This is a genomic window from Paraburkholderia lebeckiae (assembly GCF_050436325.1).
Classification (GTDB): Bacteria; Pseudomonadota; Gammaproteobacteria; order Burkholderiales; family Burkholderiaceae; genus Paraburkholderia; species Paraburkholderia tuberum.
In genome coordinates this window covers 1364618-1377422 of sequence record NZ_JBNDLZ010000002.1, presented here as the reverse complement: position 1 = coordinate 1377422, position 12805 = coordinate 1364618, and the positions used below count along the sequence as shown (strand labels likewise).

Genomic DNA, 12805 nt, shown 5'->3' with positions numbered 1-12805 from the left:
ACTCGAGGAGTCCGTTCAATGTCCGATCATCCCGCTTCCGCTTCGCTACCCGCACTGACCCGCACGCCGCGGCGCGGCCGTGTCGAGCCCGGCAGCGAGCAGGAAAAGCGGCTGCGCGAAATCTGGGAGTCGCGGCCCGGCTGGCGCGGCTGGTTCTCGACGGTCGATCACAAGACCATCGGCTTGCGCTACCTGGTGACCGCGTTCATCTTTCTGCTGATGGGCGGCGTCGAAGCGCTGATCATGCGCGTTCAACTGGCGCGCCCCAACGCAACGGTGCTGACGCCCGAACAGTACAACCAGCTGTTCACGATGCACGGACTGACGATGATCTTTCTGTACGCGCTGCCCGTTCTGTCCGGCTTCTCGAACTATCTGTGGCCGCTCGTGCTCGGCGCGCGCGACATGGCCTTTCCGCGCCTGAACGCGCTGTCGTATTGGGTGTTCCTGTTCGCCGGCATCTTCCTGTATGCGAGTTTTCCGACGGGCCAGGCGCCCGACGCCGGCTGGTTCAACTACGTGCCGCTGTCCGGCCTCGAGTACAGCAACGGCCCGAATATCGACGTGTACGCGCTAGGCATGGTGCTGCTAGGCATTTCGACGACGGTCGGCGCGATGAACTTCGTCGTCACGCTGCTGAGGATGCGCGCGCCGGGCATGTCGCTCGATCGCGTGCCGGTGCTCGTGTGGGGCACGCTGACCGCGTCGGGCGGCAATCTGTTGGCGGTGCCGTCGGTGAGCCTCGCGTTTCTGATGCTGTGGATGGACCGCCGCATCGGCACGCATTTCTTCGACGTGCTCAATAGCGGGCGGCCGCTGCTCTGGCAGCACCTGTTCTGGATTTTCGCGCACCCGTGGGTCTACGTGGTCGTGTTGCCGGCCATGGGCATCGTGTCGGATGCGTTGCCGGTCTTTTGCCGCCGGCCGCTGGTCGGTTACGGGCCGGTCGCGTTGGCGACGGTCGCGACGATGGTGATCGGCTTTGCCGTGTGGATTCACCATATGTTCGCGACCGGTATCCCCGCGCTCGCGCTGTCGTTCTTCGGCTCCGCCAGCATGGTCATCGCGGTGCCGAGCGCGGTCGCGACGTTCGCCTGGGTCGCGACGATCTGGACCGGTCGCCCCGTGTATCGCGTGCCGTTCCTGTTTTTCGCGGGCTTCGTGCTGCTGTTCGTGATCGGCGGCGTCTCGGGCGTGATGACGGCCGCGGTGCCGTTCGACTGGCAACTCACCGACACGTACTTCGTCGTCGCGCATCTGCACTACGTGCTGCTTGGCATCAACGTATTTCCGGTGATCGGCGGGATCTACTTCTGGTTTCCAAAATTCACCGGCAGGATGACGAACGAGCGTCTCGGCAAGCTCGCGTTCTGGGTGCTGTTCATCGGCTTCAATGTCGCGTTCTTTCCGATGCATATCGCGGGACTGCTCGGCATGCCGCGCCGCATGTACACGTATCCCGCCGACATGGGCTGGAACACGGTGAACCTCGTCACGTCGCTCGGTTCGTTCCTGTTCGCGGCCGGCGTGCTGCTGTTTCTGATCGATATCGCGGTGAGCCTGAAGCGCGGCAAGCTCGCCGGCAACAATCCTTGGGACGCGCCGACGCTCGAATGGTCGATCAGCTCGCCGCCGCCGCCGTACAACTTCGCGGTGGTGCCGACGCTCGCGAGCCGGCATCCGTTGTGGGAAGGCCGGATCGAGGAGCCGGGCGACGCGGTTCAAACACGCTCGCAACTCGACGAAGGCTATCTGCTCGCGCAAGGTCGCGAAGCGTTGGGCACGACCGCGCTCGAGGCGAGTCCCGACGTGATCCTGAAGATGCCCGAAGATTCGTACGCGCCGTTCTGGCTCGCGGTCTTTGCCGCGCTACTGTTCGCGGGGCTCGCGTTGACCGCCTGGGTGTTCGTGGGGGCGATGCTGGCCGGCTGCGCGGTCTCGATCATCACGTGGCTGTGGCCCGAGCGCGCGCTGATCCAGCGCGAGCCGGTCGCGGTCGAGGATGCGGGGGGGGGGTGAGATGAGCGATGCACTGGATCTCAATCGTTCGTCGAGCGAACCGGACGAGACCGCGCGTGCGTTGCCGGTTGGCAGCGCAGGCGAGCGATCGAGCGGCTGGTGGGGCTGCTTCACGCTGATCACGACCGAAGGCGCGCTGTTCGGCTATCTGATCTTCTCGTATCTGTATCTGGCCTCGCAAAGCCAGCAGCATTGGCCGCCGGAAGGATTGCCGAAGCTCGGGCTCGGCAGCGCGAATACGGTCATTCTGCTATCGAGCAGCGTGTTCGTCTGGTTCTGCGAGCGCTGCGTGCGTCGGCGCCGGCTGCGGCTCGGTGTCGCGTCGATGGCGGTGGGCATCGTGCTGGGCTGCATCTTCATGGGCATCCAGTTGCGCGAATGGCACAACCACCCGTATGGGTTGACCTCGCATCTATATGGCTCTCTGTACTTCACGATTACCGGTTTTCACATGGCGCACGTGCTGGTCGGGATCGTCGTGCTGACGCTGCTGGCGATCTGGACCGCGCTCGGCTATTTCGACGACAAGCGCTGCGCGGCGCTGTCGATTGGTGGGCTGTATTGGCACTTCGTCGATGTCGTCTGGCTGTTCATTTTCAGCACGCTGTATCTGACGCCGTATCTGTTCCGGGAGTGGTCATGACGACTGCGCCCAGAGACTCGCACATTTCGATGCCCTACGTGCTGATCGGTCTGCTCGCGGCGCCGTTCGCGTGGCTGTTGCAGATGATGCTCGCGGAAGCGCTCGCGGCGCAGGCCTGCTATCCGTACAGCCATCCGCTCGGCGCGCCGCTCGTGTCGTGGATGCGTCCGGCGCTCGTCGCGCTCGGCGCCGTGTGTCTGATCGCGGGCGCGTTCGGCACGTGGGTCGCGTGGCGCAATCTGCGCCGCGTCGCGCCACTGAAGTTCGGTGCGCTGAACGGCGAGCGCCGCACGCGTGCCGAACTCGACTGGTTTCTGACGCACGTCGCGGTGATGTGCAGCACGCTGTTTCTGTTCGCATTGATCGCAACGGATGCCGCGGTCGCGATCGTGTCGCCGTGCAGGTGGTGGTGATGAAGCGCGACGTTCTCAACGCGGTCAGGTTCGCCATCGCGGCCGCATGCGCGCTGACGATAGCTGCGACCGCAAACGCCGCCAGCGCCTCCACCGACGCCGCGCAGATCGCGCGCGGCGCATATCTCGCCAAAGCCGCCGATTGCGCCGGTTGCCACACCGCCGCGCCGCGCGTGCCGCATCCGGGGGCGGCGCCTGAAGCAACGCCGCCGTTTGCCGGCGGCCTCGGCATGGGGTCGCCATTCGGCACGATCTATACGTCGAACATCACGCCGGATCCGCAATACGGCATCGGCCGTTATAGCTATGACGACTTCGCACGCGCGTTGCGCGAGGGGCATCGCGCCCGGAGGCAAGCGGCTTTATCCGGCGATGCCGTACCCGTCGTTCGCGAAGATCACCGACGACGACATGCACGCGCTCTACGCATACTTCATGCACGGTGTGCAACCGGTCGCGGTGCCTGCCCCGCAAACGCGCTTGCCGTTTCCATTCAATCAGCGCTGGGTATTGATGTTCTGGGACTGGGCGTTCGCGCCGAAAAGCCAGTTCAAAGCCGATGCGAAACGCGATGCGCAATGGAATCGCGGCGCGTATCTGGTGCAATCGCTCGGCCATTGCGGCGCCTGCCACACGCCGCGCGGACCGGCTTACGAAGAGCGCGGCTATGACGAGTCGGCATCGGCCTATCTGACGGGAGGCACCAACGATCACTGGTTCGCGCCGAACCTGAGCGCCGACCCGGGCTCGGGGCTCGGCCGCAGTTCCGCGACCGACATCGTCGACTTCCTTCGAAACGGCCACGGCGGCGGACTCGTCCCGTTCGGCAGCATGGTGCAGGTCGTCGAAGACAGCACGCAGTACCTGAACGACGACGATCTTGCGGCGATCGCCGCGTATCTGAAGAGCCTGCCGCCGCGCGCGCCAAGCGGCTATTTCAACGCCCGCTCCGCCGCCGCGCGGCAAACCGTACAGGCGCTGAAAACCGGGGATGTGGAAAGACCCGGCGCGGGCATTTACGCATCATATTGCGCGCGCTGTCATCAGATGGATGGGGCGGGGGTGCCGCAAAAGTATCCGCGCCTCGCGGGCAACCCCGCGGTGTTGTCGGCGTCGAGCGCGTCATTGGTGCGGTTGCTGGTCGAAGGCGGGGGCAGTCCGCATACCGAGTCGGGACCGGAGCCGCGCAAGATGCCGTCTTTCGCCGGCAAGCTGACGGACACCGAAATGGCCCGCGTGCTCACGTTTGTTCGGACCACATGGGGAAATACGGCCGGACCGGTCACGCGAAACGATGTGTCGAGCGTGCGCGCCGCATTGCGCAAGTAAATGCCAACGCGCCTCGTCATGCGGTGTTCTCGTTGCCGTCGCAGTGGCCATTGGCGGCGCTGAACAGCGTCTTCAGCTTCGCATTGACCGCGATCAACTCCCCTACTGGTGCCGCCGCGAGTTGCTGATCGAAGAGCGTGAGAACCTGACCGAGTAGGGCGTAGGCGTCAGGATCGACCACGAAGATGCCCGTTTCGAGTCCCGCCTGCCGGCAGCGCAAAATCACGCCCTCCGCGTCGCGAAACAGCTCGGGTACGGCCGAACCATAGCCGCGCTGATTCAGCAGCATCGCCATGTAAATGGCCTGCGCCATGCTGCCGACGTGATATTGATTGGCGACGCCGCTGCGTAATGCCTCGAGCGTCATGTGATAGTCGAGCGAAATTTCGCCTGCTTTGGCAGGTACGATCGGGCGCAGCATAGCCTTCGGGTGCGTGCGCGGCGACTTCCCGGGTGCAGCGCGAGTAGGGCTCGCTTTTCTGGTCATAAGCTCACTGAGGCGGCCGGCTCGCGCCGGCCGCTACACCATCACGGAACCTGACAACGTCCATTACGGAAAACGGCTGCGCCGCGCGCGTCGCGGCGCCGTTCCCGTTAGCCCATATGCAGACCGCCGTTCAGCGAGAAATCCGCCCCGGTCGCAAAGCCCGCTTGATCCGACGCGATCCACGCGACGATCGACGCAATCTCGTCGGGCGTGCCGAGACGCCGTACCGGAATCGTCGCGACGATTTTTTCGAGTACTTCCGGACGGATGGCCTTGACCATGTCGGTGCCGATGTAGCCCGGCGACACGGTGTTGACCGTCACGCCCTTGGTCGCCACTTCCTGCGCGAGTGACATCGTAAAGCCATGAATGCCGGCCTTTGCGGTCGAATAATTGGTCTGGCCGAACTGGCCCTTCTGGCCGTTGACCGACGAGATGTTGATGATGCGCCCAAAGCCTCGCTCGACCATGCCCTCGATGACCTGTTTGGTCACGTTGAACAGGCTCGTGAGATTGGTGTCGATCACCGCTTGCCAGTCTTCGAACGTCATCTTGCGGAACACGCCGTCGCGCGTGATGCCCGCGTTGTTGACGAGCACGTCGACTTCACCGACTTCTTTCCTGACCTTCTCGAACGCTTTCGCGGTGGATTCCCAATCCCCGACGTTTCCTTCCGATGCGACGAAGTTATAGCCGAGCGCTTTCTGATCTTCCAGCCATCGGGCTTTGCGCGCCGAGTTCGGGCCGCAGCCCGCGATGACGGTGTAGTTCTCTTTGTGCAAGCGCTGGCAAATGGCGGTTCCGATACCGCCCATGCCGCCGGTTACGTATGCAACACGGTTTGCCATAAGTCCTCCTTCTTGTTTGGGGTGAGTTGAGCAGGTCTGATTGGAGGATGGACCTATTATTGGCAGCGGCCAACGGGCGGGACGATGGGCATTTTCACCTACGGGTTAACTGCCAAATCACGGGGTGGAATCGTTGCTTGACGGGGCAATGAATTACGTCGATTGCGGGTTGCATGCTTTGCGGACTCCGGGGTCGCTCGATACTGCCGGCCGCCCTTCCGTCCTTGCCTGCGCGCCGTCTTCCTCTTACCCTTAGCGTTAGCCTTAAGTACCTGCCCCGGACACCGTGCGGCAGACTGCCTGCACGGTCGTCGATCCGGGGCGCGAAGCCGTCCCTCGCTGCTGCGTCCATTCGTGTGATCATCAAAGGCACATCAGGATGACTGACTATCTTGCTGACATCGATCCCGACAGGTTGAACATCCTTGGGATCTTCGGGCTGTTGATTGGCGGCCTCGCACTGTTTCTTCTCGGTCTGGAGTTCTTGACCGGCGGCCTGAAGGCGATCGCGGGATCGAAACTGCAGTCGCTGATCGGCGTGCTGACGGCAAGCCGTTTTCGCGGCGTGGTGGCGGGCGCCGTCGTGACCGCGCTGCTGAATTCGTCGACCATCACGACCGTGCTGATGGTCGGTTTCGTGTCCGCCGGCCTGATGACGTTGACCCAGGCGGTGCCGATGATCATGGGCGCGAACATCGGCTCGACCATCACCGCGCAGATCATCGCCTTCGACGTTTCGCGTCTGACGCCGTACATGCTGTCGATCGGCTTCGTGCTGCACGCGTTTGCCCCGCGCGAGCTGCTACGGCAGATCGGCCGGGTCGTAATGGGGCTAGGACTGCTGTTCATGGGCATCCAGCTGATGGGCGAGTCCACGCATCCGCTGCGCACCTATCAGCCGTTCATCGACGCGATGCAGGACATGCGCAATCCGTTCGTCGGCGTCATCGTGGGGGCGGTCTTCACTGCGATCGTGCAAAGCTCGGCGGCGACGCTCGCGGTCGTGATTGCGTTGAGCGGCCAGGGCTTGATGCCGCTCGAAGCCGGCATCACGCTGATTCTCGGCGCGAATGTCGGGACCTGCGGCACGGCACTGCTCGCCTCGATCGGCAAGCCACCGGAAGCGTTGCAGGTCGGCGTCGTGCATCTGATCTTCAATGTGCTCGGCGTCGTGATCGCGCTCTTCCTGATTCCGCAGATGGCGGAGGTCGTGCGCTGGATATCGCCGTCGCATCCGGAACTGCAAGGGCTTGCACGCCTCGCGGCCGAGGCGCCGCGTCAGGTAGCCAATGTGCATACGCTGTTCAGCGTGGCGAACACGCTGCTGCTGATCTGGTTTGCCGGTCCGATCGCGCGGCTCGCGCAACTGGTCGTGCCGAAGCGCGCGAAGGCCGCCAAACCCGCGGGTGATCCGCAGTATCTCGACGAGACGTCGCTGGCGGTGCCGGCGCTTGCACTGCAACGCGTGCGTATCGAGCTGACCCGGCTCGGCGCGCAGGTGCTCGACGTTGTGCAACGCGGCTCGCAGATGGTGTCGACCGGCACAATGGAAGAGATCAATCAGATGCTCGATCAGGACAAAGAAAGCAACCGGCTGGCCTTCGAGATTCTTCAATATATCGGCCGCCTGTCGCAGCGGCAGCACTCGGAGGAAGAAGGTGAGCAGGTGGTCGGCTACACGCAGGTCACGAGTCATCTGGAGAGCATCAGCGGCATTGTCGGCATGACGCTGATGACGGTCGGACAACAACGAATGACGCAGCAGATCGATCTGCTGCGTCTGCGCGATGCGGCGACCACGCAGTTTTCCGAGGCGGTGATCCGCAATCTCGAGCAGGCGATCCGCACGATCGAGACGCGCGATCCGGAAGAGGTCGCGAACGTCATCGACGCGAAGGCCGGCATCGACAAGCTCGCCGCGACCGCGCGTCAGGTCGTGCTCGCAAAGCTTCAGCTGGCGGACAAGGCGGACGTGGTCACGTTCCGGATCGCCATGGATCTCATCGAGCAGGGCCGGCAGATCGCGCAGTTTGCGCGGGCCCTTGCGAAAAATGTGGCAGCGCTTCAAGAGCTGCAATAACGCGCGACGCATGATTGGAGATCGATAATATATTCGCGCAAAGTGATCGCCAGCACACGGACGTTGGGCTTGCACGAGCTCTAAACTTGTGGCGTGTCATCCTCGTGACACGCTTTCAAAGAGAGTGGGATTGCCCGCCTTTGCTGTGCGGGCTTTTTTCGCCTCGTTCGTGTTGTGGTATCAGTAGTCAAGGCGCGGCGGTGAAGTCGATCGTGCGACGACCCACAGTAGCTCGCACAATAAGCAACGCCTGAAGCGATTTAACACACGCCGCATCCATAATTTGATAGCCTTTGTCGCAGCAGAGCGTTGAACTCAAGGAGGGCTTCACCATGATAAGGTGGCTTGCTAACTGGGCTTCACAACATGCTCCTACTCCCGAGAAACAGGCCGAACGCGCGCTGAACAACTTGCGCATGGAACTGTTTCAGGCCGAACAGCTCGTGCTCGACGCACAGCTGCGTGCCGATTACTATCGGGCTCGCCTGACCTTCCTCGAAGAAGTCACGAGAAAGGGAATCGAACAGGTATCGGACGAACGCAAGGCTCCTCTGGAGTCTCCCCAGCCGTTGCGGCCGGGACTCAAGCTCACCGCGGCGCAGTAGCCGCGCGTATTCCATCGCAATGTGTTCCGTCACCCGCGTTTCGATACGTGGGCGGACGGCAATCGTGCTGTCGCCGGCGCGTGCAAGGCGCGGTCTCGACAGTCGATTGTGCGAGCATTGATTGCCGAGCGGAGAAGTTTCCGGTTGCCCGGTTTCGTGCTTCGACCGGGCAACCTGGACTGAGTGTTTGATTTTTACTGCGTGATTTTTACTGCGCGACTTCCGCTGCGCTTCGCTTACTGCGAAACGCCTGCTTCGTCCTGCTTAACTTGCCAGATCGGGCGGCAGCTTGCCGCCGTTTGCCGCGAGCGCCTGCATCACCTGCTTGTGCAGCCAGACGTTCATGCTTGCGGAGTCGTTCATGTCCCCGCTGTACTTCAATTCCTGCGCAAGTTGCTTGCGGTGTTCGAGACTGCTGTCGACGCCGAGTGCCTTCATCGTGTCGACAATCGACGTACGCCAGTTCAACGTCTGTCCGCTTTCGCTGACGAGTTGATCCATCACGGCGGCCACGTCGACGTCGGTCAGCGGCGCGGGCGCGGCGGGAGCGCTGGGCGTCGCGGCTTGCGCGGCGGCCGGGTCGGGGGTGGGTTCCGTCGCGGGGGGAGGTTGGTCCGGCTTAGCTTTGCCGAACAGCTTGTGCACGATGTCACCAAAAATACTCATTTCCGAAATCTCCGCGGTTGAATGACGAATGCGAGTGGGGGCGCTCGCAGGACATACCCCCACTATGCTACGCGATCTACCACAGTGAAAAACGTAATATTTTGTCAAACCGTCGATTGCTCGTATTAGTCCGCGCGCAATGATCCTGACACGACTCAGCCCGCGTCACGTCAACACATGACGCCGTGCATGACGCTATCCGAGGCCCAGGTCAGCCGTCACATCGGCGGCACCACGCCATCCTTTTCGACCACGACGCGTTGCGCAACATAAGTCCCCTGCGACGCGGGCGTAGCGACAATGAACGCCTTCTTGCCCGGCGTAAGGTCGCTGCGCTCCGCGGGCGTGAACGTGACGATGGGCACGTTGGGCGGCACCGTCACCACATTGCTGCCGCCCTTGTACGACAGCTTCAGATCCCGGACCTGTCCGCGTTCAATGCTGCCGGCGGCAAGCTGATCCTGTGGCACGGCTGGGCCGACCACCACATCTAGCCGCTGTTCACGATGCAGTACTACGAAGCGATGCAGAACACGATGGGCACGTCGACCGTCGACCAGTTCGCGGTCTGTATCTGGTGCCGGGCGTCGGTCACTCGGCGGTGGCGAAGGCAACCCGAATATCGACCTCGTGTCGAAGATCGCCAACTGGGTCGAAGAAGCCAAGGTGCCGACTTCCGTGATGACGTATCAGACCGATTCGTCGAACAACGTGACGGCCTCGCGTCCGGTCTATCCGTACCCGGCGCTGGGTGTCGCGGCACCCAGCGCCGGGTAGCGCACAACGGTAATTGAGTACCAGCCGGTCTCGCGAGGCCGGCTCCTTTTTCACGGGGGCAAATCCGCTACCAGCGCGGCACATCCACGCTGATCGGAAAAGCTCGGCGTCTCACTGCCGTTCTATGCGAGTTCATTCCCGCTTCATCTGTTCTGTTTATCAGGGTGTGCACCAGAAGGCGTTCGAAAAGCCCGCTTCGAAGGGCCGTGACTCTGGCTTGAACGCTTGTCCAGCGGGGCTTTGCGCGAATCGGACGGGCTTCGCCGATGCTATGCGGAACGCTGAGGATGCGGATACTCGCATCGACCCTGTGGTTAACCCGCGCTTTGGCCCGCGAAGGACGAAACGTACCTTCACGCCAGTTATTCGAGTAAGCCGTGGAGGGGCACATCGCCACGATGGTTACGGAGTCGACGTACTTTGCGAAGCTACCCGCTTCGAGCGCGCGATGAGACCAATGAAGGAGACAGGAGAGTGTTGATGACGATTACTACCAGCGGTAACAGGATTGATATCAAGAAGTTCATCGACGAACGGTCGATTTCGCCCTACCAGTGGCTATTGGTCGTGCTGTGTTTTCTGATCGTGACCGCCGACGGCATGGACGTCGCGATCATGGGTTTCGTCGCGCCTTCCATCATTCATGACTGGGCGATTTCGCGCCCCGAATTCGGGCTCGTGATGAGCGCGGCGCCGATCGGTCTCGTGATTGGCGCATTGTTCGCGGGTCCGGCATCGGACCGCATCGGCCGCAAGTGGGTGCTGATTGCGTCGGTGTTTCTGTTCGGCGTGTTCACGATCGCGACTGCGTTCACGCAATCGCCGTTTTCGATGGCAGCATTGCGCCTGCTCAGCGGTGTCGGCCTCGGCGCCGCGATGCCGAACTCGACGACGCTGCTGTCCGAATACGCACCGCAACGCAAGCGCGCGCTGCTGATCACCGTGATGTTCACGGGGTTCAATCTCGGCTCGGCATTGATCGGCTTCGCGGCCGGCTGGCTGATTCCGGTTCACGGCTGGCGCGCGGTGCTGATTTTCGGCGGCGCACTGCCGCTCGTGCTGATCCCGTTCCAGATCTGGCTGCTGCCTGAGTCGGCCCGTCTGCTCGCGGTGCGCGGCGCGCCCGCGCAGCGCATCGGCAAAGTGCTCGGCCGGGTGTGCGGCGCGCACTTCGCGGGCAATGAAGTGTTCGTGTCGAACGAACCGCCGCTGCCGACGCGCAAGCCGATCGGCGTACTGTTCTCGCAAGGTTATGGCTCGATGACGATCGCGCTGTGGGTCACGTATTTCATGGGCCTGCTCGTGATCTATCTGCTGACCGGCTGGCTGCCGACGCTGATGAAGGATGCGGGTCTGTCCGTCACGACCGCGGCCAACGTCACGGCGATGTTCCAGATCGGCGGCACGATCGGCGCGATCCTCGTCGGCTGGCTCATGGACAAGGCGCGTCCGGCGCCCGTGATCAGCTTCGCGTATATCGGCGGCGCACTCTGCGTGCTCGGGCTCGGCTACATCGGTGCGCTGTCTTCGTCGCTCGCATTGCTGGTGTTTGCCGCGGGCTTCTGCATGAGCGGCGCGCAAACCGGTCTGAACGCATTTGCACCCGGCCGCTACCCGACCGTTGCGCGAGCGACTGGTGTGAGCTGGATGCTCGGCATGGGCCGCTTCGGCAGCATCTTCGGCTCGGCGATCGGCGGCGCGCTGCTCGGCTTCGGCTGGCAGTTCGGCGCGATCCTGGCGATGCTCGCGATCCCCGCCACGCTCGCCGCTATCGCCATCCTGGTGAGCCAGCGGGTGGACGGCGCCGAAACGGTGGCGCAGCCGAATATCGCGCATTGAGGCGTGAGGCAACGCGGCGCGCGTGCGTTTCGCGGGCGCCGCTGGATAAATTCATCTACTGGGGAATCACGGTGATCATCGATATTCACGGACACTACACCACCGCGCCGAAAGCGTTGGAGACGTGGCGTAGCCGCCAGATCGCAGGCATCAAGAGTCCTTCCGGGATGCCGCAGGTGTCGGACTTGCAGATCAGCGACGACGAGCTGCGCGAGTCGATCGAAAACAACCAGTTGAAACTGATGCGCGAGCGCGGCCTCGATCTGACGATCTTCAGTCCGCGCGCGAGCTTCATGGCGCACCACATCGGCGACTTCGAAATCTCGAGCACGTGGGCCGCGATCTGCAACGAACTGTGCTATCGCGTGAGCCGGCTGTTTCCCGAGAACTTCGTGCCGGCCGCGATGCTGCCGCAAAGTCCGGGTGTCGAGCCGGCCACCTGTATTCCAGAACTCGTCAAATGCGTCGAGCAGTACGGCAATGTCGCGATCAACCTGAACCCCGATCCGTCGGGCGGCCACTGGACCAGCCCACCGTTGTCGGACCGTTCCTGGTACCCGATCTACGAGAGGATGGTCGAGTACGACATTCCCGCAATGATTCACGTGAGCACGAGCTGCAACGCGTGCTTCCACACCACCGGGTCGCACTACCTGAATGCGAATACCACCGCGTTCATGCAATGCCTGACCTCGGACCTGTTTCGCGATTTCCCGACGCTGCGTTTCGTGATTCCGCACGGCGGCGGTGCGGTGCCGTATCACTGGGGTCGTTTCCGCGGCCTCGCGCAGGAACTGAAAAAGCCCTTGCTGAAAGACCATCTGCTGAACAACGTGTTCTTCGACACCTGTGTCTATCATCAGCCGGGTATCGACCTGCTCACGCGCGTGATTCCCGTGGACAACATCCTGTTCGCGAGCGAAATGATCGGCGCGGTGCGCGGCGTCGATCCGGAAACCGGTCACTATTTCGACGACACGAAGCGCTACGTTGAAGCCGCGGATATGAATCCGGAGCAGCGCTACAAGATCTACGAAGGTAACGCGCGGCGCGTCTATCCGCGTCTCGACGCCTTGCTGAAAACGAAGGGGCTGTGATC

11 protein-coding genes and 2 pseudogenes are annotated in these 12805 nt (G+C 62.7%); 9 read left to right on the top strand and 4 right to left on the bottom strand.

Features of this window, described 5'->3' with window-relative positions:
- Positions 1-18 precede the first annotated feature (18 nt).
- From ctaD to OKW44_RS09480, 4 genes and pseudogenes are all read left to right on the top strand, one after another.
- Positions 19-2019, top strand: coding sequence for a cytochrome c oxidase subunit I (ctaD, locus tag OKW44_RS09495; protein WP_018424642.1), 2001 nt, complete (start codon positions 19-21; stop codon positions 2017-2019).
- Between the two features lies 1 nt (position 2020).
- Positions 2021-2662 (top strand): cytochrome c oxidase subunit 3, encoded by a 642-nt coding sequence (locus tag OKW44_RS09490; RefSeq protein WP_018424643.1) that lies wholly within the window; start codon positions 2021-2023, stop codon positions 2660-2662.
- Entirely contained in the window at positions 2659-3075 is a 417-nt protein-coding gene (locus OKW44_RS09485; protein ID WP_026226556.1) for a hypothetical protein, read from the top strand. The genes OKW44_RS09490 and OKW44_RS09485 overlap by 4 nt, the downstream gene beginning before the upstream one ends.
- Positions 3075-4404, top strand: a pseudogene (locus tag OKW44_RS09480) (c-type cytochrome). The gene OKW44_RS09485 and the pseudogene OKW44_RS09480 overlap by 1 nt, the downstream one beginning before the upstream one ends.
- A 16-nt stretch (positions 4405-4420) precedes the next feature.
- On the opposite strand, the gene OKW44_RS09475 reads toward OKW44_RS09480, so the two are convergent.
- On the bottom strand, positions 4421-4825 hold the full coding sequence (locus tag OKW44_RS09475) for a hypothetical protein (protein WP_018424646.1): 405 nt from the start codon (positions 4823-4825) through the stop codon (positions 4421-4423).
- A 173-nt stretch (positions 4826-4998) separates the two neighbouring features.
- Positions 4999-5739: a 3-ketoacyl-ACP reductase gene (locus OKW44_RS09470; RefSeq protein WP_018424647.1), complete on the bottom strand. Its 741-nt coding sequence runs from the start codon at positions 5737-5739 to the stop codon at positions 4999-5001.
- Positions 5740-6118: 379 nt separating this feature from the next.
- Here OKW44_RS09470 and OKW44_RS09465 point away from each other — a divergent pair, with 379 nt between their 5' ends.
- Positions 6119-7819: a Na/Pi cotransporter family protein gene (locus OKW44_RS09465; protein ID WP_018424648.1), complete on the top strand. Its 1701-nt coding sequence runs from the start codon at positions 6119-6121 to the stop codon at positions 7817-7819.
- A gap of 332 nt (positions 7820-8151) precedes the next feature.
- Positions 8152-8424: a hypothetical protein gene (locus OKW44_RS09460; RefSeq protein ID WP_084754487.1), complete on the top strand. Its 273-nt coding sequence runs from the start codon at positions 8152-8154 to the stop codon at positions 8422-8424.
- A gap of 264 nt (positions 8425-8688) precedes the next feature.
- Here OKW44_RS09460 and OKW44_RS09455 read toward each other — a convergent pair whose 3' ends face one another.
- Both OKW44_RS09455 and OKW44_RS09450 read right to left on the bottom strand, forming a co-directional pair.
- On the bottom strand, positions 8689-9090 hold the full coding sequence (locus OKW44_RS09455; protein WP_018424650.1) for a DUF3597 domain-containing protein: 402 nt from the start codon (positions 9088-9090) through the stop codon (positions 8689-8691).
- Positions 9091-9308: 218 nt separating this feature from the next.
- A pseudogene (locus OKW44_RS09450) lies at positions 9309-9512 on the bottom strand (hypothetical protein); the annotation flags it as partial.
- A gap of 208 nt (positions 9513-9720) precedes the next feature.
- Between OKW44_RS09450 and OKW44_RS09445 the strand changes: the two are divergent.
- The 3 genes from OKW44_RS09445 (at position 9721) to OKW44_RS09435 (ending at position 12803) form a co-directional block, all read left to right on the top strand.
- A complete protein-coding gene (locus OKW44_RS09445) occupies positions 9721-9867 on the top strand; it encodes a hypothetical protein (protein WP_018424652.1) in 147 nt (48 codons plus the stop codon).
- A 480-nt stretch (positions 9868-10347) separates the two neighbouring features.
- Positions 10348-11706 (top strand): MFS transporter, encoded by a 1359-nt coding sequence (locus OKW44_RS09440; RefSeq protein WP_018424653.1) that lies wholly within the window; start codon positions 10348-10350, stop codon positions 11704-11706.
- Positions 11707-11777: 71 nt separating this feature from the next.
- Positions 11778-12803, top strand: a complete 1026-nt coding sequence (locus OKW44_RS09435; protein ID WP_026226558.1) for an amidohydrolase family protein — start codon at positions 11778-11780, stop codon at positions 12801-12803.
- The last annotated feature ends 2 nt before the right edge of the window (positions 12804-12805 follow it).

What these genes read in the sequence shown, in the direction of transcription:
- OKW44_RS09465 (WP_018424648.1), top strand. Translation starts at nt 6,119, where the DNA reads ATGACTGACTATCTTGCTGACATCGATCCCGACAGGTTGAACATCCTT.
- OKW44_RS09470 (WP_018424647.1), bottom strand. Translation starts at nt 5,739, where the DNA reads ATGGCAAACCGTGTTGCATACGTAACCGGCGGCATGGGCGGTATCGGA.
- OKW44_RS09460 (WP_084754487.1), top strand. Translation starts at nt 8,152, where the DNA reads ATGATAAGGTGGCTTGCTAACTGGGCTTCACAACATGCTCCTACTCCC.
- OKW44_RS09485 (WP_026226556.1), top strand. Translation starts at nt 2,659, where the DNA reads ATGACGACTGCGCCCAGAGACTCGCACATTTCGATGCCCTACGTGCTG.
- OKW44_RS09490 (WP_018424643.1), top strand. Translation starts at nt 2,021, where the DNA reads ATGAGCGATGCACTGGATCTCAATCGTTCGTCGAGCGAACCGGACGAG.
- OKW44_RS09475 (WP_018424646.1), bottom strand. Translation starts at nt 4,825, where the DNA reads ATGCTGCGCCCGATCGTACCTGCCAAAGCAGGCGAAATTTCGCTCGAC.
- ctaD (WP_018424642.1), top strand. Translation starts at nt 19, where the DNA reads ATGTCCGATCATCCCGCTTCCGCTTCGCTACCCGCACTGACCCGCACG.
- OKW44_RS09440 (WP_018424653.1), top strand. Translation starts at nt 10,348, where the DNA reads ATGACGATTACTACCAGCGGTAACAGGATTGATATCAAGAAGTTCATC.
- OKW44_RS09455 (WP_018424650.1), bottom strand. Translation starts at nt 9,090, where the DNA reads ATGAGTATTTTTGGTGACATCGTGCACAAGCTGTTCGGCAAAGCTAAG.